Source organism: Micromonospora sp. NPDC050686 (assembly GCF_040654475.1).
Lineage (GTDB): Bacteria > Actinomycetota > Actinomycetes > Mycobacteriales > Micromonosporaceae > Micromonospora.
Map to the genome: position 1 here is coordinate 25,567 of NZ_JBFAID010000004.1, position 19,154 is coordinate 44,720.

Consider the following 19,154-nt stretch of genomic DNA (forward strand, 5'->3'; position numbering starts at 1 on the left):
CGCCTCCGGCCGGTGTTGCGTTTCACAGAAGACGCCAGAAATTCGCAAACCAGCGCAGCGGCCTCGGCCGGCTGCTAGGCCCCGTCCTGGGCCCGCGTCCGGCCGGTGGCGACGAAACGCCACCGGCCGGACGGATCAGGCGATGTCCCGCCGCCGCATGATCAACGTGCCGATGGCCCCGGTCACCACCGCGTACGCGATCAGGACGACCGCCCCGACCCACTGCGGCGGGTTGCCCGGCAGTTCGGTGCCGCTGATCATCAGCTGCGACGCGGTGGACGGCACGATCACCGCCAGCTTGCTGATCCAGTCCCAGCCGAACTGCTGCTGGAGCAGGAAGAAGACCAGGTTCGCCGCGGTGGTGCCGACCAGGTAGAGCACCACCGCGGTGATGGTCGCCCCGATCTGGCTGCGGATCAGCACGCCGAACCCGACGCCGAAGATGCCCCACAGCACGTACGCGAGCAGGTTGAGCAGGATGGCCCGGGTGATGTCCCAGTCGCCGAAGTGCGCGTCCCAGCCCTTGGCGCTGAAGTAGAGCAGCGTGGCCGGCACGGTCAGCACCGTGGTCACCAGCCAGAACAGCGCGCCGAACAGGGCCGCGGTGACCAGCTTCGCCAGCACCACCACCGACCGCTGCGGAGTGGTGAGGAAGGTGGTGGTCGCGGTCTGGTGGTAGAACTCGTTGGTCACCAGGATGATGCCGAGCAGCAGCACGAAGAGCAGCCCGAAGTACTGCCCCGAGGTGAACAGGTTCGCCGCCTGGTAGAGCTCGCTCGCGGCGGCCTCGATCTGGGCGGCCTGGCCCTCCGGCAGCCCGTCCGTGGGCGGCGCGGTGGTCAGCGAGAAGTTCGCGTTGACCGCATTGACCAGGAAGGCCAGCGCCAGGGTCACCAGCGCGCCCAGGCCGAACAGCCACCACGTGTTGGTCGTACGGATCTTGAGAATTTCGGACCGGACGAGGTTCATCGGATGCCCGCCTTTCCGGCCGTCAGATCCAGGAACACCCGCTCCAGGTCGGGCCGTTCCGAGGTCAGTTCGTGCAGCTCCACCTTGGCGCCGAGGGCGGCCCGGCCGACCGTCGGGGCGTCCACCCCGTCGATCAACAGCCCACCCTGCCCGTCCGGGGTGACCGTGGCAGGCAGCTCGCGCAGCGCCACGGTCAGCTCCTCGACCTGCGGGGTGCGTACCCGGACCCGGCCGCCCTGGGTCATCGAGTTCATCACCTCGGTTACCGGCCCCTGCCGGACCAGCTTGCCGGCCGCGATGATCACCACGTCGTCGGCGAGCAGCTGCATCTCGGAGAGCAGGTGGCTGGAGACCAGCACCGTACGGCCCTGCCCGGCCAGCCCCTTGAGGAAGCCGCGCATCCACCGGATGCCCTCCGGGTCGAGGCCGTTCGCCGGCTCGTCGAGGATCAGCACCCGCGGGTCGCCGAGCATCGCCGCGGCGATCCCGAGCCGCTGCTTCATGCCCAGCGAGTAGCCCTTGAACTTCCGCTTCGCGGCCGGGGTCAGGCCGACCATGTCCAGCACCTCGTCGGCCCGCCGCGCGGGCAGCCCGGCCGCCGCGCAGACCACCCGCAGGTGGTTGAGGCCGGTCCGGCCCTTGTGCGCGCTGGACGCCTCGAGCACCGCGCCGACGTGCCGCAACGGCTCCGTCAGGTCGGCGTACCGCTGGCCGTCGATGGTGGCCGTGCCGCTGGTCGGCGTGACCAGGTTCAGCAGCATGCGCAGCGTGGTGGTCTTGCCGGCGCCGTTCGGCCCGAGGAAACCGGTCACCCGCCCGGGCTGGACGGCGAAGGACAGGTCGTCCACCGCCCGGAGGTTCTTGTACTGCTTGGTCAGGCCGGTGACCACGATCTGGCCGTCGCCGGTGGTGGGGCTTCGCTGCCCGTCAGACATCCTTCTCCCATCGTGGGCGGCGCGGAGGCGCGCCGGTGTACGACGCCGTTGCGGGGGCGCCGCAGCACAGCCTGGCAAGCCGGCGCAACCTGGTCAATCAGGCGCGGTCCCTACCGCCGTATCCGCCGTGGGCAGGAGGGGATCATCCTCAGGGATGACCCGGGACCGGGCGGATCCGTCCCGGCCGGTCGGGGCGAGCCCGCCCGGCGCCGGCCGGCCGGGTCCCCGGCGTCACGACGGCGGCAGGGCGATCCAGGTGGCGCGGGCGTGCCCCAGCAGGGTGCCGTCCGGGCCGTACAGGCCGGAGCGGACCTGCGCCTTGCGGCCCTCCCCGCCGACCGCCGCGCCGACCACGACGCACTCGTCGCCCGGCTCGGGCAGCCGGTCGACGACCACCGCGAGGCGGCCCAGCACGTACGGCCGGCCGGGGGCGATCACCGCCCAGCCGCCGGGGCAGTCCAGGGCGGCCCAGACCGTCGCCGGCGCCACGTCCGCCGGGGCCCGGAACGGGGCCGCCGTCCGGCCGTCCGGCAGCCGCCCGGGAAAGATCCGCAACCCCGCCGGGTGTTCCGGGCCGCAGACGTAGCAGCCGGGAAAGGGGTGGTCCACCAGCCCGGGGTACGCGGTCGCGGCGGCCTCGGCGGTCGCTCGGTCCACCGGCGGCACCTCGGCCGGAAAGCCGGGCACCGGGGCGACCTGCGCGACCACCGTGCCGTCCGGGTCGTGCACCGTACCGTCGGCCAGGGTGAGCGGGGTGTCCAGCGGCGGCGGCCGGCGCAGGGTGACCTCGGCGGGCCCGTGGGCCAGGCCCGCCCCGGCGGCGATGATCCCGGCGCTCCAACCGCCGTTGCCCGAGCCGGGCGGTCCGTTGAAGCGGGCCTCGATCAGCATCAGTTACCTCCCCCGGTGCCCGGCCCGGCTTCCCTGCCGGCCCGTCCCGGCAGCTTCGCACCCGGGGCCGGAGTGTTGAGCGGGGGCCCCTGCTCTACCGGAAGCGTTAACCGAGGGCCCTTCCTTGCGCCAAGGGCTGGCAACCCGCGCCCCTTACACAGAACGCATGGCTGTCCTGCATGCCGCCGGCGCACCCCTGACGACCAGCGGTTACACCCTCCTGATCGCCGACGACCCGACCCTGGTCGCGGCCGCGCAACGGCTGCGCCACGAGGTGTTCGCCACCGAGCTCGGTGCCCGGCTGGGCGACGGCCCCGCCGGGCTGGACCGGGACGAGTTCGACGCCCACTGCGACCACCTGATCGTGCGCGAGGAGCGCACCGGGGCGGTGGTCGGCACGTACCGGCTGCTGCCGCCGGGGCGGACCGACCGCCGGTACGCCGACGGCGAGTTCGACCTCGCCGCGCTCGACCCGCTCCGCGACGACCTGGTCGAGACCGGCCGGTCCTGCGTGCACCCCGAGCACCGCTCCGGCGCGGTGATCAACCTGATGTGGGCCGGCCTGGCCCGCTACCTGCACCTGCGCGGGTCCCGCTGGCTGGGCGGCTGCGCCTCGGTGCCGGTGGCCGACGGCGGCCGGGCGGTCGAGGCGGTCTGGGCCCGGGCGCGGGACCGGCACCTGGCCCCGCCGCCGCTGCGGGTCCGCCCCCGCCGGCCGTGGTTCGCCGAGGCGCCCACCGGGGGCGGGAAGCCGGTCGACCCCGCCGGGGCCCGCGAGCTGATCCCGCCGCTGCTCCGCGGCTACCTGCGGCTGGGCGCCTGGGTCTGCGGACAGCCGGCGTACGACCCGGACTTCCGGGTGGCCGACTTCTACGTGCTGCTCTCGCTGGACCGGATGAACCCCCGCTACCTGCGGCACTTTCTGGGCGGGGCGCAGCGGTGAGCGTCCCGACCGATCCGTGGCGGCCCTCGTCGGGCTGCGGCCCGGACTGCCTGCCGGCGCCGGGCAAGGCGGCGAGGGTCCCGGTCGCCCGGCGGGCCGGCCGGCTGCTGGCCGTACTCGGGATGCTGCTGGCCGGGGCGGTGCTGGCCGCGCTGCTGCCGGTGCTGCCCGGCCGGGAGCGGTCGGCCGCGGTGCGGGCCTGGGCGTGCGGCACGCTGCGCGCCTTCGGCGTGCGGCTGGTCCGGGCGGGGCGGCTGCCCCGGCGGCCGGCCCTGCTGGTGGCCAACCACGTCTCCTGGCTGGACATCCTGGCGTTGCTGGCGGTCCGGCCGGCGCGGATGGTGGCCAAGCGCGAGGTGCGGGGCTGGCCGCTGGTGGGCGCGCTGGCGTCGGCGGCGGGCACCGTCTGGGTGGACCGGGCCCGGCCCCGTTCGCTGCCGGAGACGGTGGACCGGGTCGCCGCCGCGCTGCGCGCCGGTCGCCCGGTCGCGGTCTTCCCGGAGGGTACGACCTGGTGCGGCGGCCGGGCCGGCTGCCGTCCACGCGGCGGGTTCCGGCCCGCGATGTTCCAGGCGGCGATCGACGCCGGGGCGCCGGTGGTGCCGGTGCGGATCGGCTACCGGCACCCGGTCGCCGGCGCCCCCTCGGCGCTGGCCGCCTTCGTCGGCGACGAGACCCTCTGGCGTTCGGTCCGCCGGGTGCTGGCCGCGGCGGACCTGACTGTTTCGGTCTCCGTCGCGGGCGCGCTGCATCCGGTCGCCGGGGCCGACCGCCGGGTGCTCGCCCGCGCGGCGGAGTCCGCGGTCCACCTGGTCGGTGCTCCGCTGGTCGTCCGGACGGCACGGCGTGGGCCGGCGGCGGGGGCGAAGGTCCCGGCACCGACGGGCCAGCCGTCGGCCGGGGAGCTGGACCTGGCCGCCTGAGTTACCGGCGGGCCGACCACCCGACGGTCCGCCACTCGCGACAGTCTTGTTGAGTCGCGATGTATCGCGTTATGCTCATCCCGTCGGACGCGCCGTCGGGGCGCGTCGCCGAGGGAGGCGCGCCATGCCCAACTGGACCGTCGAGGGGCCGCAGCGGATCACGCTGGACGAGCCGGTCACCGTCCTGGACGTGAGCCTGATCAGCGGGCGGCTCAACGTGGTCAGCACGGACGGGCCGGCCCGGGTGGACGTGACCCGGGTCAGCAGCCGCCCGATCCTGGTCGAGCTGCGCGACGGCCGGCTGACCGTCCGCCACCCCCGCCGGCCGAAGTGGCCGGGGGTGCTCTGGTGGCTGGGCCAGCTCGGCCGGCGGTTCCACGCGGACGTCTCCGTGGCCGTCCCCGCCGACGTACGGGCCGACCTGGGACTCGTGGACGGCGCGCTGGTCGCCTCCGGGCTGCGCGGCCAGACCCGGGTGGACGTCACCTCCGGCCGGATCACCCTGATGGGGCTGCGCGGCAGCACCTCGGCCCGGATCGTCTCCGGGCCGGTCGAGGCGCTCGGCGTGGGCGGCGACCTCAACCTGGACACCGTCTCCGGCGAGGTGATCCTCGCCGACAGCACGGCCGACCGGGTGAACGCCAGCACCGTCTCCGGCGCCATCACCTGCGACCTGGACAACCCGCGGGGCAGCGACATCCGGCTGACGGCGATCTCCGGCAGCATCACCGTGCGGGTCCGGGAGGACAGCGACCTCGCGGTCCGGCTGATGACCACCTCCGGCCGGATCACCAGCGGCTTCCCGCAGCTCGGTGGGTCGGGCTTCCCCGGGGTCCGGGACAGCCACGGGGTGCTCGGCGCGGGCACCGGTAAGCTCTGGGCCTCCGCCACCTCCGGCAGCGTCGCCCTGCTGTCCCGACCGGTGGCGGCCGCCGAGGACCTCGAGGAGCTGCCGTGACGGCCGTGTTCAGTCACGGGCGGCTCCGGCTCTATCTGCTCAAACTGCTCGACGACGGGCCCAAGCACGGCTACGAGCTGATCCGCCGGCTGGAGGACCGCTTCCTCGGCCTGTACGCCCCGAGCGCCGGCACGATCTATCCCCGGCTGGCCCGGCTGGAGGCCGAGGGGCTGGTCGAGCACACCGCCGCCGGTGGGCGGAAGGTCTACCGGATCACCGAGGCGGGGCGGGCCGAGCTGCACCAGCGCTCCGGCGAGGTGACCGCCCTGGAATCGGACATCGCCGCCTCGATCGAGGACCTCTCCGGCCTGGCCGGCGAGATCCAGGACGAGGTGCGCGGCTCGGTGCGCGACCTCAAGCAGGAGCTGCGGGAGGCGGCCCGGCAGACCCGGCGGGCCGGGTGGGCGCCGCCGAGCCGGGCGGCCGCACCCCGCCCGCAGCCGGCGGCCGACACGCCGCTGCTCGGCGAGTTCGACCAGAAACTGGCCGCCTTCACCGTCGAGGTGAGCGCGCTGGTGCGCGCCCGCGGCCTCAGCGACACCCAGCTGCGTACGGCCATCCGGCTCCTCGACGGGGCGCTGGACGGGCTGCGCCGGCTGCTGCGCTGACCTCGGCGAACGGTCGTCGGGCAGCTCACAGGGTCTTTTCAGGAAGCGCCCAGCGCCGGTGCAGCGAGGGCAGAGATGATGGGCCCATGGCCGCTACCCAGACCGAGGCGCGACTGCTCGTCGTCGAGGACGATCCCAACATCCTCGAACTGCTCTCCGCGAGCCTGCGCTTCGCGGGCTTCGACGTGGCGACCGCCACGAGCGGCAGCGCGGCGCTGAGCACCGCCAAGGACCACCGACCCGACCTCGTCGTACTCGACGTGATGCTGCCCGACCTCGACGGCTTCGAGGTGATCCGGATGCTCCGCGAGGGCGGTACGCGTACCCCGGTGGTCTTCCTGACCGCCCGGGACGCCACCGACGACAAGATCCGTGGGTTGACGCTGGGCGGCGACGACTACGTCACCAAGCCGTTCAGCCTGGAGGAGCTGACCGCCCGGATCCGCGCCGTGCTACGCCGCACGGCCAGCGGGGAGCAGGCCCCGTCCCGGCTCACCTTCGCCGACCTGGAGCTGGACGAGGAGACCCACGAGGTGCACCGGGCCGGGCGGCGGGTGCAGCTGTCCCCGACCGAGTTCAAGCTGCTGCGCTACCTGATGCTCAACGCCAACCGGGTGCTGTCCAAGGCGCAGATCCTCGACCACGTCTGGAACTACGACTTCCGCGGCGACGACAACATCGTCGAGTCGTACATCTCGTACCTGCGCCGCAAGGTCGACAACACCCAACCCCGGCTGATCCACACGCTTCGCGGCGTGGGGTACGTGCTGCGCAAGCCGGCGGCGTGAGCGTCGTCGCGGAGGCCAAGGGGCGACTGCGGGGCGTACCGCTGCGGGTCAAGCTGGTCGCCGCGGTGCTGGCCCTGGTCGCCGCGGCGCTGGTGGTGATCAGCTCGCTGACCACGTACTTCCTGCGGGAGTACCTGGTCGGGCAGGTGGACGGGGAGCTGAAGGGCACCACCCAGTCGGTCGAGACGCTGCTGCCCGCGCTCCGCTCCAGGCAGGTCAACGCCACGCTGCCCAGCGACTACGTCGTGGTGCTCGCCGAGCCGGGCCAGGTGCGCGGCCCGGATTACGACCAGGCCAACCTGACCGCCGACGACTTGCCCCGGCTACCGACCCAGATGCGGGACTTCGCCCGCCTGGAGGGCGACCCCTTCACCGTCCGGTCCGTCGACGGGCGGTCCCGCTGGCGGATGCTGTACTCCCCGCTGCCCGACGGCAGCGTGCTGGCGGTGGGGCAGCACCTGACCGTCATCGACCTGGCCGTCAAGCGGCTGGTCTGGATAGACCTCCTGGTCGGCGGCGCGGTGCTCATCCTGCTCGCCTCGATCGGCGCGGCGATCGTCCGGACCAGCCTCAAGCCGCTGGTGGAGATCGAACGTACCGCCGCCGCCATCGCCGGCGGCGACCTCAGCCGCCGGGTGCCCGACCCGGAGGAGGGGCAGGTCTGCGCCACCTCCGAACTGGGCCGGCTGTCGCGGGCGCTGAACGCGATGCTGACCCAGATCGAGGCGGCCTTCACCGCCCGGGCCGCGTCGGAGGCCGCCGCGCGTTCGGCCGAGGCGGGCGCCCGGGAGGCCGCGGTGGCGGCGCAGGCGTCCGAGGCCCGGTCCCGCCGGTCCGAGGAGCGGATGCGGCAGTTCATCGCGGACGCGTCGCACGAACTGCGTACGCCGCTGACCACGATCCGCGGCTTCGCCGAGCTGTACCGGCAGGGCGCGGCCCGCGAGCCGGAGCAGACCGGTGACCTGCTGCGCCGGATCGAGGACGAGGCGGCCCGGATGGGGCTGCTCGTCGAGGATCTGCTGCTGCTCGCCCGGCTGGACCGGGAGCGCCCGCTGTCGCTCGCGCCGGTGGAGCTGCCGGTGCTCGCCAGCGACGCCGTGGAGGCGGCCCGGGTGGTCGCGCCGGACCGGCACATCGAGTTGGAGATCGAACCCGGTGCCGGCCCGCTGGTGGTGTACGGGGACGACGCCCGGCTGCGCCAGGTGATCGGCAACCTGATGACCAACGCGCTCACCCACACCCCGCCGGAGGCCGCGGTCGTGCTGCGGTTGCGCGCCGAGCCGGGCAACCTGGCGGTGGTCGAGGTGGCCGACACCGGCCCCGGCCTCACCCCGGAGCAGACCGAACGGGTCTTCGAGCGGTTCTACCGGGCGGACAAGGCCCGGACCCGGCGGGCGGCCGGCGTGACCAGCACCGGCCTCGGGCTGGCCATCGTCGCCGCCCTGGTGGCGGCCCACTGGGGCACCGTGGAGGCGGCGGAGACCCCGGGCGGCGGCGCCACCTTCCGGGTACGGCTGCCGCTGGTGCCCGACACGGAGCGGGGCAACGAGTGACCCTCAGCGAACATTCAGGTGGATTCCAGGCGGATCGCAGAGCCGGGAGGGAAGGTGTATCCATGAGCGAGTACGAGACCGACCCGCAGCGCCGGCCGGGCCCCACCGACGCCGAGCCGTCGCACCCCACCGCCGAGGCCCGCGCCGAGCGCGGCCAGGCCGACTCCTCCACCGCCCCCGGTGACCCGACGGCCACCGGCGCCGGCCAGGTCGACCCCACCGTCCCGGGCTTCGCGCCGGCCCCGCCCCCCGGCTCCGGCGACGCGCCGACCTCGGCGTACCCGGCCGCTCCGGCGGACGCGCCGACCTCGGCGTTCCCGGCGGCCCCTGGCGACGCGCCGACCTCGCCGTTCCCGGGCCACGCGTCAACCACCGAATACCCGGCGGCCCCGGCCGCCGCGCCCACCTCCGGCTACCCGGCGGCCGCGCCGACCTCCGGGCCGTACGGCGCGCACGGGTACGCCGGCTCCCCGTACGGCCAGCCGCCGGCCGCCGGCCGTTATCCCGGTGCGCCCTGGTACCCGGGGCAGCAGCAGTCCGGCTGGGCGGGGCAGCCCGGCCAGCCCGCCCCGGCCGGGCAGTCCGGCTACCCCGGCCAGCCGTACGCGGGCGGGCCGGTGCCGCCGTGGGCGCAGGGACCGCAGCAGCACCGCCCCGGACGGGCGGCCAAGTTCGTCGGCGCCGGGGTGGCCGTGCTGGCGCTGATGTTCGGCTCCGGCGTGGCCGGCGGCGCGCTCGCGCTCGCCGTGGGCGGCAACGGCGGGAGCACCCGTACCTACACCGCCGCCCCGGTGATCAACGGCGCCGACCTGCCGAAGATCGCGGCAGCGGTGCAGGACAGCGTCGTTTCGATCATGACGGACAGCGGTGAGGGTTCCGGGGTGATCCTCAGCGACGACGGCTTCGTGCTCACCAACAACCACGTGGTCGCCTCGGCCACCGGGGGCAAGGTCCGGGTGGTCTTCGCCGACGGCAAGTCCACCACGGCCGAGATCGTGGGCACCGACCCGAAGACCGACCTGGCCGTGGTCAAGGCCGGCGGGGTCAGCGGCCTCAAGGCGGCCAAGTTCGGCGACAGCGACGCCATGCAGGTCGGCGACCAGGTGCTCGCCCTGGGCAGCCCGCTCGGCCTGCAGGGTTCGGTCACCGCCGGCATCCTCAGCGCCCGGGACCGGACCATCCAGGCCGGCGAGGGCGGACAGCAGCAGGACCCCCGGCAGGGCGCCAGCTCGATCTCCGGCCTGTTGCAGACCGACGCCCCGATCAACCCCGGCAACTCAGGCGGCGCGCTGGTCAACACCCGTGGCGAGGTGATCGGCATCAACACCGCGATCGCCACCGCCGGGCAGGGCAGCACGGGCAACATCGGGGTCGGCTTCGCCATCCCGAGCAACAAGGCCAAGGACGTCGCGGGCAAGCTCCAGCGCGGCGAGAAGGTCAGCCACCCGTCCCTCGGGGTCCAGGTCAACGGGGCCGAGGGCGGCGGAGCGCTCGTCGCCGGCGTCGTGCCGGGCAGCGCGGCCGAGAAGGCCGGCCTCCAGCGCGGCGACGTGATCACCAAGTTCGGCGACCAGATGATCAACGATTCGGACGATCTGGTCGGTGCCGTACAGGCCGGCAAGGTCGGCGACAAGGTGCGGATGGAATTCAAGCGGAACGGTTCGTCCCAGACGGCAACCGTGACGCTCGCCGAGACGTCATAACGACAACTGCTTCCCTTCTGGAGCGGAAGGGTGACGGGCCAAGGGGGTTGGTGCTGTCGCTCTTTCCTCCGGGTGGCGGGTGACGGGCCAAGGGGGTTGGCTCGTCACCCGCCACCCGCTTTCTGCCCGGTCCCGCCGGGCTGAGCGCCGTTTGCCGGCATCCGCGCAGGGAATGCGCCCCGAGCACCTTCACCCACCGGGGAGGACTCGTGGCCGCGCACCACCGACCGTCCGACCATGCCCGCGAACGGCCGCTGCGGATCGCGATGGTCGTCCCGCCCTGGCTGACGGTCCCGCCGCCCGGGTACGGCGGGCTGGAGCAGGTGGTGGCCGGCCTGGTGGAGGCCCTGGTCGGGCACGGCCACACGGTGACCGTGTTCGGCGCCGGCGAGCGCCACGGCACCCCGGCCGGGTTCGTCTCCACCGTGCCCGAGCTCCAGTACGACCGGCTCGGCGAGTCGCTGCCCGAACTGGCGCACCTCGCCCGGGTCCGGCAGCTGGTCGGGCCGGCCGACTTCGACGTGGTGCACGACCACACCACCATCGGGCCGCTGGTGGCCGGCCGGCGTACGGTGCCGACGGTGGCGACCGTGCACGGCAACCCGGTGGGCGAGTACGGCGACGTGCTCAGCGACACCGACCACGGGGTGGGCCTGGTGGCCATCTCGCACGCGCAGCGCCGGGCCAACCCGGGGCTGCCCTGGGTCGGCACCGTGCACAACGCGCTGGACGTACGGGAGATCCCACACAAGCGGAGCCCGGGCCGTGGGCCGGTGCTCTGGCTGGCCCGGTTCAGCCCCGACAAGGGCCCCGACGTGGCGATCCGGGCGTGCCGGGCGGCCGGGCTGCCGCTGACCCTCGCCGGCAAGTGCAACGAGCCGGCCGAGCGGCGCTACTACGAGCAGGTCGTCTCGCCGCTGCTGGGCGAGGACGTGGACGTGGTGCTCAACGCGGACCGCCAGGAGACGCTGCGGATGCTGCTCGACGCGCGTTGCCTGATCATGCCGATCCAGTGGGAGGAGCCCTTCGGCATGGTGATGGTGGAGGCCATGGCGACCGGTACGCCGGTGGTGGCGCTGCACCGGGGCGCCGTGCCGGAGGTGGTCCGCCCCGGCGTGACCGGGCTGATCTGCGCCACGGCGGACGAGCTGCCCGCGGCGCTGCGGGCGGTGGACCGGCTTGAGCCGGCGGCCTGCGTGGCGCACGTGGCGGAGCACTTCTCCACCGAGCGGATGGCCGAGGGCTACGCGGAGGTCTACCGGAGGCAGGCGTTGGTGGGGCCGATCCGGGAGCCGGTCGCCGCCCGCTGACCCCGGCCGGCACGCGGCGGCGACGGTGGACGCCCGGGTCAGACCCGGGCGGCGCCGAGGGCCGCGATCGCGGTGTCGAGCTGCCGGGCGTACTCCGGGGTGATCGCGCCCTCGCGGAGGCGGACGGTCACCTTCTCGCGCAGCCGCGCCACCGGAAAGGCCGGGTCGGCCCGCCCGTCGCCCACCGCGGTGGTCAGGTTGCGCAGCTCGTTGCGCAGGTCCAGGCCGACGTCGTCGCGGATCGCACCGGTGCTCACCCCGTCGCCGATCAGCCCCTCCACCCGGGCAGCCACCTCGACCAGGTGTTCCGGCCCGGGCAGCGGAGCCACCGTGGACGGCCGCGGGGCGGTCGCCGGTGGCGGATTCCCGGCCGGCGCGGTCGAGGTGGCGGCCGGCGCGGGCGACGCCGTCGCGGGCCCGGCGGTCGGCGCCACCACGGGCGCGATCCGGTCCGGGCGCAGTGCCGGCGCGGCGAGCGCCAGCGCGGCGGCCAGCCCGACCCCCGCCACCAGCGCTGGCCGCGCCCACCGGCGGCCGGTCGGCGGGGGCGCGTCCGGCTGCGACCCGGGGGCGGCCGACCGGTCCGGGTCCGGGCCGTCGGCGGGCGGCGCGTCGGCCGCCGGTCGCGGCGTCAGCGGCAGGGTGATGGTCGGGGCCAGCATCGTCGCGGCCTGCGGGTCGGCCGGCAGGAGCTGGTCGCGCAGCGCCGCGGCCACCTGCCGGGCGGTGGGCCGGTCGTGCGGGTCGCGGACCAGGCAGCGGGCGCAGACCCCGGCCACCGCCGGCGGCAGCCCGGGTACGTCCGGTGGCTCCGGCGCGCCTTGGCGCAGCGCCTCCGCGAGCTGCTCCCAGGTGTCCGCCGGGTACGGCACCCGGCCGGTCAGGGTCTGGTACAGCAGCACGCCCAGCGAATAGACGTCGGCGGCCGGCTGGGCCGGCACCCCGTCCAGCCGCTCCGGCGCCACGTACGCCGGGGTGCCGAACGTGCCGCCGTCCTCGTCGTCGTCCGGTGCCCCGATCTGGGTGGCGATGCCGAAGTCGAGGACCTTCGCCCCGACCGAGGTGAGCATGACGTTGGCCGGGGTGATGTCCCGGTGCACGACGCCCAGCCGGTGCGCGGCGGCCAGTGCCTCGGCCACCTGGGCGCCCAGCTCCACCGCCGCCGGCCAGGGCAGCGGCCCCTCCGTCAGCCGGCGTTCCAGGGCCTCGCCGGTGAGCAGCTCCATCACCACGAACGCGGTGATGCTGCCGTCCGGCGCCAGCGCCTCCCCGTAGTCGTGCACCGACGTCACGTGCGGGTGGACCAGCTGCGCGGCCGACCGGGCCTCCTCCCGGACCAGGTCCCGGAACCGGGCGTCGGCGGCCAGCGACGGGGCGAGGACCTTCAGCGCGACCACCCGGTCCAGCACCTCGTCGCGGGCCCGCCAGATCACCGACATGCCACCGGCGCCGATCTGGTCGATCAGCCGGTACCGCCGGGCCAGCAGGTCGCCGGCGTCCAGTGCTGCTGCCATGGGGATCGCACCTGCCTGGGTGTGGGAGCCGTACCAGATTGCGGCAATGTGTCAGGGGTGTCAACGGGCGTCCGGTTTCCCGGCCCACCGTCCGCGCCGGTCCGGTGGCGGGCGCGACCGCGCTCCGCCCGGCCCGGCCGATGGGAGCCGGCGTGCCAGGATGAACGGCATGGTGAACGGTCCGGTGGCGTTCGTGCTCGGCGGTGGGGGAGTGCTGGGCGCGGTCGAGGTGGGCATGCTCCGGGCCCTGTTCCGCGCCCGGATCCGCCCGGACATGGTGCTCGGCACCTCGATCGGCGCGGTCAACGGCGCGCTGGTCGCCGCCGACCCGTCCGAGGCGGTCACCGACCGGCTGGTAAGGCTCTGGGCCTCGCCGGAGGCGAGTGAGGTGTACGGCGACTCAGTCGCCCGCCAGCTGCGCCGGTTCGCCGCGCGCACCCACCTGCACTCGCCCCGGCCGCTGCGCCGGCTGCTGGAGAAGGAACTGGGGGAGCAGACCACGTTCGCCGACCTGAAGGTGCCCTTCCGGTGCTGCGCGGCGAACATCGAACGGGCCGCCGAATACTGGTTCCACCACGGGCCCGTCGTGCCGGCGGTGCTCGCCTCCGCCTCCGTGCCGGGACTGCTGCCGCCCGCCGAGATCGGGGGCCAGCACTTCATCGACGGCGGGATCGTCAACTCGATCCCGATCGGCGAGGCGGTGATCCAGGGCGCGAAGCAGATTTTCGTCCTCCAGGTGGGCCGGATCGAGCGGGAGCTGACCCCGCCCCGGCGGCCGTGGGAGATCGCCCAGGTCGCGTTCGAGATCGCCCGCCGGCACCGGTTCGCCCGGGAGCTGGCGGCGCTGCCCGAGGACGTCGAGGTGCACGTGCTGCCCACCGGTGGGGCGGGGCCGCGCGACGACAGCCCGTGGGCGTACCGGGACATGGCCGCCGTGGGGCGGCGAATCAGCCGGGCGTACACCGCCACCCGGCACTACCTCGCGACCCGGCTGGAGAGCTGATGCCGCTGCCCCCACGGTGGATCCGCCGGCTGCTGGTGGCGCCCGCCGTGGTGCTGCTCGCGGTGCTGCTGGTCACCACGCTGCCCGCCTGGGCGCTGCTGGCCCTGGCCCTCTCCCCGTTCGTGCCCGGCCGGCTGCGCCCGCTGCGGCTGCTCTGGATCGGCTGCGTCTACCTGGTCTGGGACGCGGCGGCGCTGCTCGCGCTCTTCGCGCTCTGGCTCGCCTCGGGCTTCGGCGCGTACAAGCGCTCGCCGGCCTTCCAGCGCGCCCACTACGTGCTCGCCGGCTGGTTCCTGCGGGCGCTGTTCTGGCAGGCCCGCTGGACGTTGCGGCTGAGCATCGACGTGGTCGGCACCGACCCGGACACCGCCCTGCCGGGCCGGCCCGAACTGGTGCTCTGCCGGCACGCCGGCCCCGGCGACTCGTTCATCCTGATCCACGCCCTGGTCAACTGGTTCCACCGGGAACCCCGGATCGTGCTGAAGGCGAGCCTGCAGTGGGACCCGGCGATCGACGTACTGCTCAACCGGTTGCCCAACCGGTTCATCGCGCCCGGCCCGGACGGCAGGCCCGCGGTGGTCCGGCAGATCGGCCACCTGGCCACCGGGCTGGACGACGACGATGCCTTCGTGATCTTTCCGGAGGGCGGCAACTTCACCCCCGACCGGCGGCTGCGGGCCATCGACCGGCTGCGTTCGCTCGGGATGGAGCGGATGGCGCGGCGCGCGGAGCGGATGCGGCACGTGCTCGCCCCGCAGCCCGGCGGGCTGCTCGCCGCGCTGGACGCGGCGCCGGACGCCGGGGTGATCTTCGTGGCGCACACCGGGCTGGACCGGATGCTCACCGTCACCGACGTGTGGCGGGAACTGCCGATGGACAAGCGGATCGTGATGCGCTTCTGGTCGGTGCCGCCGGAGGAGGTCCCGGCCGGCCGGCAGGAACGCATCGAGTGGCTCTACGACTGGTGGGCCCGGATCGACGAGTGGATCGCGGCCAACCGGGACGGCGTCACCGCCGCGTAGGGTGCGCTCGTGGAGCAGATCTGCGTGGTGACGACGGTGGTGGACGCGCGCTCGGTCGCGGACGTGCTGGCGGCGACCGCGGTCGCCGGCCGGCTGGCCGCCTGCGCACAGGTCGGCGGACAGGTCGACAGCACCTACTGGTGGCAGGACCGGATGGAGACCACCACCGAGTGGTCGGTGCAGTTCAAGACCGCGCCGGACCGGGTGGACGCCCTGGTGGACCAGGTCCGCGCCGGGCACCCGTACGAGGTGCCGGAGGTGCTGGTGACCCGGGTGGAGTGCGGCGAACCGGCGTACGCGGACTGGGTGCGCGAGCAGACCCGCCCCTGAGTACGCGCACTCTGTCCGCCGGGTTGACATGCCCGTGAGGATGGCCCGGTGGAGAACACCGGCTATCCCTGCCCCCGCTGCGGTGCGCCCGCCGATCTCGTCGTCGGATGTGCCCGCTGCGGCCTGCCGCCGTACCCGCCCGCGGCCGAGGTGATCCGGCTCGACCGGGAGATCGCCGTGCTGGGCCCGGAGGTGGAGCGGGCCCGGCAGGCGTACCAGGGGCTGGCCGGTCGGTTGGCCGCGGCCCGGCACCGGCGCGCGGAGCTGGCCGCCCAGGTCCGCGCCGAGGTGCCCGCGGCGCGCCCGGTCCCGGTGGCCGGGCCGCCGGTCGCCCCGGCCCCGGCGCTGCCCGTCGCCCCGGCGCTGCCCGTCGCCCCGGCGCTGCCCGTCGCCCCGGCGCTGCCGGTCGGCCCGGTCCCCGCGCCGCTCGTCGCCCCGGCCGCCGGTCGGCCGGAGGCGTCCACCCGGGCGGTGCAGGGCCTGCTCTTCGTCCTCGGTGGCCTGCTGCTCGGCACCGCGGCGGTGGTCTTCACCGCGGTGGCCTGGGCGGCCGTCGGGGTGGCCGGCCGGGCGCTGATCCTCGCCGCGGTCACCGCCCTGGCCCTGGCCGTGCCGCTGGTCGCGGTCCGGCGGGGGCTGCGGGGCACCGCGGAGACGTTCGCCGCGGTCGGCCTGCTGCTGGTGCTGCTGGACGGGTACGCCGCCTGGACGGTGGACCTGTTCGGGGTGGCCGGCTGGCCGGGCGGCCGGTACGTCGGCGCGGTGGCCGCGTTCGCCACCGTGGTCGCCGCCGGATACGGGCGGCACAGTCGGCTGGTGGTGCCCTGGTACGCCGCGTTGCTGACCGTCCAGCCGGTGCTGCCGCTGCTGGCCGCGCCGGCCCGGCCGGACGCGACCGGCTGGGCGGTGGTGTTCGTCGGGGTGGCGCTGCTCGACCTCGCCGTGCTGGCGGAGCTGCGCCGCCGGGGGGTCGGCCTCGCGAGGGGGGAGGCCGCGGCGGCGCCGCACGGGGGCCCGGCGGCCGGCGGGGGGCCGGTCGCCGGGGCGTCCCCCCGGCCGTCCGGCGCGGGCGCGGCGGTGGCCGGGCTGGTGCTCGCCGGGCTGGCGTACGGCGTGGCGCTGACGGTCGCCGCCGGTTGCGCGCTGGTGCCCCTGGTGGTGGGCCACGCCCTGGGGTCGCCGCTGCTGGCCGGGGCACCCCTGCTGCTGGTGGCCCTGGCGCTGCTCGCCGGGGCGGCCCAGGTCCGGCTCCGGGTGCCCCGGCTGGTGGCCGGCGGGCTGCTGGTGCCGGTGCTGGCGCTGGCGTTGCTGCGGCCGGTGGTCGAGCTGCGGCCGGGGCTGTCCACGGTGGCCGCCGGCATGGTGGCGGCGGCGCTGGCCGGTGCGGTACGACTGCTGCCCGGACGCCTGCGTACCGGCCCGCGCGGGGGAGCGCTGGCCGTGGCCGGCGCGGTGCTGCTGCCCGCCGGGCTGGTGGCCGCCGTGGCCGCCGGCGGGGCGGTCGCCCGGTCCCTGCCGCCGTGGCACGGCGCGCCGGTGACGCCCGCGCCGAACTGGGGCTGGCAGCTGGCGATGCTGGTGGTGCTGACCGTCGGCGCGGCGACGCCGCTGCTGCCCCGGCCCGCCCGCCCGGCCACCCTGGTCGCCGGCGCGGCGCTGGCCGGCTTCGCCGCGCCGGTCGCCGTGGCGGTGCCCTGGCCGGTGGTGGTCGCCGGTGACCTCGGGCTCGGCGTCGCGCTGCTGCTGGCCGCCGTGACCGTGGCCCGACGGCCGGCGACGGTGGGCGTCGCCGGTGCGGCCGGGACGGCGTTGGTCGGGCACGGGCTGCTGGTGGGGCTGGCCGCGCCGGCCGGTGCCGGGGCCGCCCTGGCCGTCGTGCTGGTCGCCGGGTCGGTGGTGGCGGCGGTGGGCCGGCGGGGCGGCGCCGTCCAGCGGCTGCTCGCCGGGGGCGCGCTGGGCGCGGCGCTGCTCGCCGTACCGGCCGGGGTGCTGGTCGCGCTGATCGGTGCCGGGGCCGCCCCGTGGTGGCAGGCCCGGGCCGGGTTCGCCGCCGTCGCGGTGCTGGCCGGGGCGCTGCTCCTGGTCCGTCGCCACTGGCCGGAGCTGACCCGGTACGCCGTGCTGGCCGGCACCGTCGCGCTCGGGTCGGCGGGCCTCGCCCCGCTGGTCGTACCGGGGCGGGAGCCGCTGGTGCTCTACGCGGCCGGGGCGGCCCTGCTGGCCGCGGTGGCCGGTCCGCCCACCCGGCCGGCCGTACCGCTGCGCGCCGCCGGGCTGGGACTGGCCGGGGTGGCCCTGCTCGCCGCCCTGCCGGCCACGCTCACCGTGCTGGCCACCCCGTACGGCGGGCCGCCCGGGCCGTGGTCGGGCGCCCCCGAGAGCGTGCCGCTGCCCGGGGCGCTGCCGGCCGGGCTGGCGCTGCTGGCGCTGGCGGCGGCCGTCGGGCCGCTCACCCGCGCGGCCCTCCCGGCCACCGTGCCGGCCCCGGCTGCGGCCACCGTGCCGGCCCCGGCTGCGGCCACCGCGCCGGCTGCGGCCACCGTGCCGGCCCGGGCCAGCGTGCCGCCGCCGGTCGCCGGGTGGCGGTGGACCGCCGTGCCGCTGGTGGCGGCCGCGCTGCCGCTGCTGCTGGCCGCGGCCCGGGCACCGTGGCCGGTGCTGCCGGCGGTCACCCTGCTGATCGGCCTCGCCGCGCTGCTGGCCGGCACGCTGCCGGTGCCCCGGGCCGAGCGGGTGGTGGCGCTGGTGCCGGTCGGTGCGCTGTGGACGGTCGCCGGTCTCGTGGGGCTGCTGCCCACCCGGGCCGGCACGCTCGCCGGGCTGGGCGGGCTGACGGTCGCGGCGGTGGTGGCCGGGGCGGTCGCGCGTACCGTCACGGTCCGGCTGCTCGGCGCCGTGCTGGCCGTCGCCGCGGCCACCTGGTTCGCGGTCACCGCGGCGCTGGCCGGTGGGCTGCCGCTGCGTACCGCGGGGTTCGCCGTGCTGGCGGTGGCGGTGGCGGTGCTGTACGTCGCGCCGTTGCGCGGCCGGCGGGACGCCCTGCCGGGGCGGGCACTGGAGGCGGCGGCCCAGGCGGTGGCCCTGGTGGCGCTGCTGCTCGCCGTCTCCGCGCCCCGGCACGCCGCCGCGATCTGCGTCCTCTGGGGAGCGGCGGTCGCGGTCCGGGCGCTGCGGCGGGGCGAGCCGGTCGGCCGGCGGCGGGTGTTCGCCGGCATCGCGGGCGGCAGCGAACTGCTCGGCTGCTGGCTGCTGCTGGCCGACGGCGGGGTGGTGCTGCTGGAGGCGTACACCGTGCCGGCCGCCGGGCTGGCGCTCGCCGCCGGTCTGCTGGCGTTGCGCGGCCGGCCGGGGTTGACCAGCTGGCTGGCGCTCGGCCCCGGCCTGGCCGCCGCTCTGGCGCCGAGCCTGGTCTCGGTGCTGGTGGCCGCCGAACCGCAGCCGTGGCGCCGGCTGCTGCTCGGGGTGGCCGCGCTGGCCGCCGTGCTGGGCGGGGCGGTGCGCCGCTGGCAGGCGCCGGTGCTGCTGGGCGGGGTGAGTCTGGCCCTGCTCGCGCTGCACGAGCTGGGCCGTGGCTGGGACCTGCTGCCCCGGTGGATCTACCTGGCCGTCGGCGGCCTGGCGCTGATCGCCCTGGCCGCCACCTACGAGCGGCGCCGGCGGGACCTGGACCGGCTGCGGTCGGCGGTCGGCCGGATGAGCTGACA

General features: G+C 76.0%; 16 protein-coding genes. 12 read left to right on the forward strand and 4 right to left on the reverse strand.

The genetic code is table 11. The features are described from left to right. Positions 1–135: 135 nt before the first annotated feature. The 3 genes from AB0H57_RS05330 to AB0H57_RS05340 form a co-directional block, all read right to left on the reverse strand. Positions 136–969: an ABC transporter permease gene (locus AB0H57_RS05330; RefSeq protein ID WP_357502906.1), complete on the reverse strand. Its 834-nt coding sequence runs from the start codon at positions 967–969 to the stop codon at positions 136–138. Next, on the reverse strand, positions 966–1,904 hold the full coding sequence (locus AB0H57_RS05335) for an ABC transporter ATP-binding protein (RefSeq protein ID WP_357502908.1): 939 nt from the start codon (positions 1,902–1,904) through the stop codon (positions 966–968). Before AB0H57_RS05335 ends, AB0H57_RS05330 begins: the two co-directional genes overlap by 4 nt. Before the next feature lie 231 nt (positions 1,905–2,135). Then, complete coding sequence (locus AB0H57_RS05340) at positions 2,136–2,795, reverse strand: hypothetical protein (RefSeq protein ID WP_357502910.1); 660 nt, start codon at positions 2,793–2,795, stop codon at positions 2,136–2,138. 166 nt (positions 2,796–2,961) lie between these two features. On the opposite strand from AB0H57_RS05340, the gene AB0H57_RS05345 reads away from it, so the two are divergent. The 8 genes from AB0H57_RS05345 to AB0H57_RS05380 all read left to right on the forward strand — a co-directional run bounded on the left by AB0H57_RS05345 (position 2,962) and on the right by AB0H57_RS05380 (position 11,581). Further along, entirely contained in the window at positions 2,962–3,738 is a 777-nt protein-coding gene (locus AB0H57_RS05345; RefSeq protein WP_357502912.1) for a GNAT family N-acyltransferase, read from the forward strand. Then, entirely contained in the window at positions 3,735–4,661 is a 927-nt protein-coding gene (locus AB0H57_RS05350; protein WP_357502914.1) for a lysophospholipid acyltransferase family protein, read from the forward strand. The genes AB0H57_RS05345 and AB0H57_RS05350 overlap by 4 nt, the downstream gene beginning before the upstream one ends. A 124-nt stretch (positions 4,662–4,785) precedes the next feature. Further along, positions 4,786–5,619, forward strand: coding sequence for a DUF4097 family beta strand repeat-containing protein (locus AB0H57_RS05355; protein WP_357502916.1), 834 nt, complete (start codon positions 4,786–4,788; stop codon positions 5,617–5,619). Then, positions 5,616–6,227 carry a PadR family transcriptional regulator gene (locus tag AB0H57_RS05360; RefSeq protein ID WP_357502918.1) on the forward strand — a complete coding sequence of 204 codons (612 nt, stop codon included), beginning with the start codon at positions 5,616–5,618 and terminating at the stop codon, positions 6,225–6,227. The genes AB0H57_RS05355 and AB0H57_RS05360 overlap by 4 nt, the downstream gene beginning before the upstream one ends. 86 nt (positions 6,228–6,313) lie before the next feature. Next, entirely contained in the window at positions 6,314–7,015 is a 702-nt protein-coding gene (locus tag AB0H57_RS05365) for a response regulator transcription factor (protein ID WP_357502920.1), read from the forward strand. After that, entirely contained in the window at positions 7,012–8,568 is a 1,557-nt protein-coding gene (locus AB0H57_RS05370; RefSeq protein WP_357502922.1) for a HAMP domain-containing sensor histidine kinase, read from the forward strand. Before AB0H57_RS05365 ends, AB0H57_RS05370 begins: the two co-directional genes overlap by 4 nt. Before the next feature lie 62 nt (positions 8,569–8,630). Next, positions 8,631–10,271: a trypsin-like peptidase domain-containing protein gene (locus AB0H57_RS05375; RefSeq protein ID WP_357502924.1), complete on the forward strand. Its 1,641-nt coding sequence runs from the start codon at positions 8,631–8,633 to the stop codon at positions 10,269–10,271. 266 nt (positions 10,272–10,537) lie between these two features. Continuing rightward, positions 10,538–11,581 carry a glycosyltransferase family 4 protein gene (locus AB0H57_RS05380; RefSeq protein ID WP_357503302.1) on the forward strand — a complete coding sequence of 348 codons (1,044 nt, stop codon included), beginning with the start codon at positions 10,538–10,540 and terminating at the stop codon, positions 11,579–11,581. Positions 11,582–11,619: 38 nt separating this feature from the next. Here AB0H57_RS05380 and AB0H57_RS05385 read toward each other — a convergent pair whose 3' ends face one another. Continuing rightward, on the reverse strand, positions 11,620–13,095 hold the full coding sequence (locus AB0H57_RS05385; protein ID WP_357502926.1) for a protein kinase: 1,476 nt from the start codon (positions 13,093–13,095) through the stop codon (positions 11,620–11,622). A 169-nt stretch (positions 13,096–13,264) separates the two neighbouring features. Here AB0H57_RS05385 and AB0H57_RS05390 point away from each other — a divergent pair, with 169 nt between their 5' ends. The 4 genes from AB0H57_RS05390 to AB0H57_RS05405 are packed head-to-tail and all read left to right on the forward strand — an operon-like array spanning position 13,265 to position 19,152. Further along, the gene (locus AB0H57_RS05390) at positions 13,265–14,098 is read left to right on the forward strand and encodes a patatin-like phospholipase family protein (protein WP_357502928.1); all 834 of its coding nucleotides are present in this window, start codon (positions 13,265–13,267) and stop codon (positions 14,096–14,098) included. Beyond that, positions 14,098–15,120 (forward strand): 1-acyl-sn-glycerol-3-phosphate acyltransferase, encoded by a 1,023-nt coding sequence (locus AB0H57_RS05395; RefSeq protein ID WP_357502930.1) that lies wholly within the window; start codon positions 14,098–14,100, stop codon positions 15,118–15,120. Before AB0H57_RS05390 ends, AB0H57_RS05395 begins: the two co-directional genes overlap by 1 nt. Before the next feature lie 9 nt (positions 15,121–15,129). Beyond that, positions 15,130–15,450 carry a divalent-cation tolerance protein CutA gene (cutA, locus tag AB0H57_RS05400; protein ID WP_357502932.1) on the forward strand — a complete coding sequence of 107 codons (321 nt, stop codon included), beginning with the start codon at positions 15,130–15,132 and terminating at the stop codon, positions 15,448–15,450. Positions 15,451–15,498: 48 nt separating this feature from the next. After that, entirely contained in the window at positions 15,499–19,152 is a 3,654-nt protein-coding gene (locus AB0H57_RS05405) for a hypothetical protein (protein WP_357502934.1), read from the forward strand. Positions 19,153–19,154 lie beyond the last annotated feature (2 nt).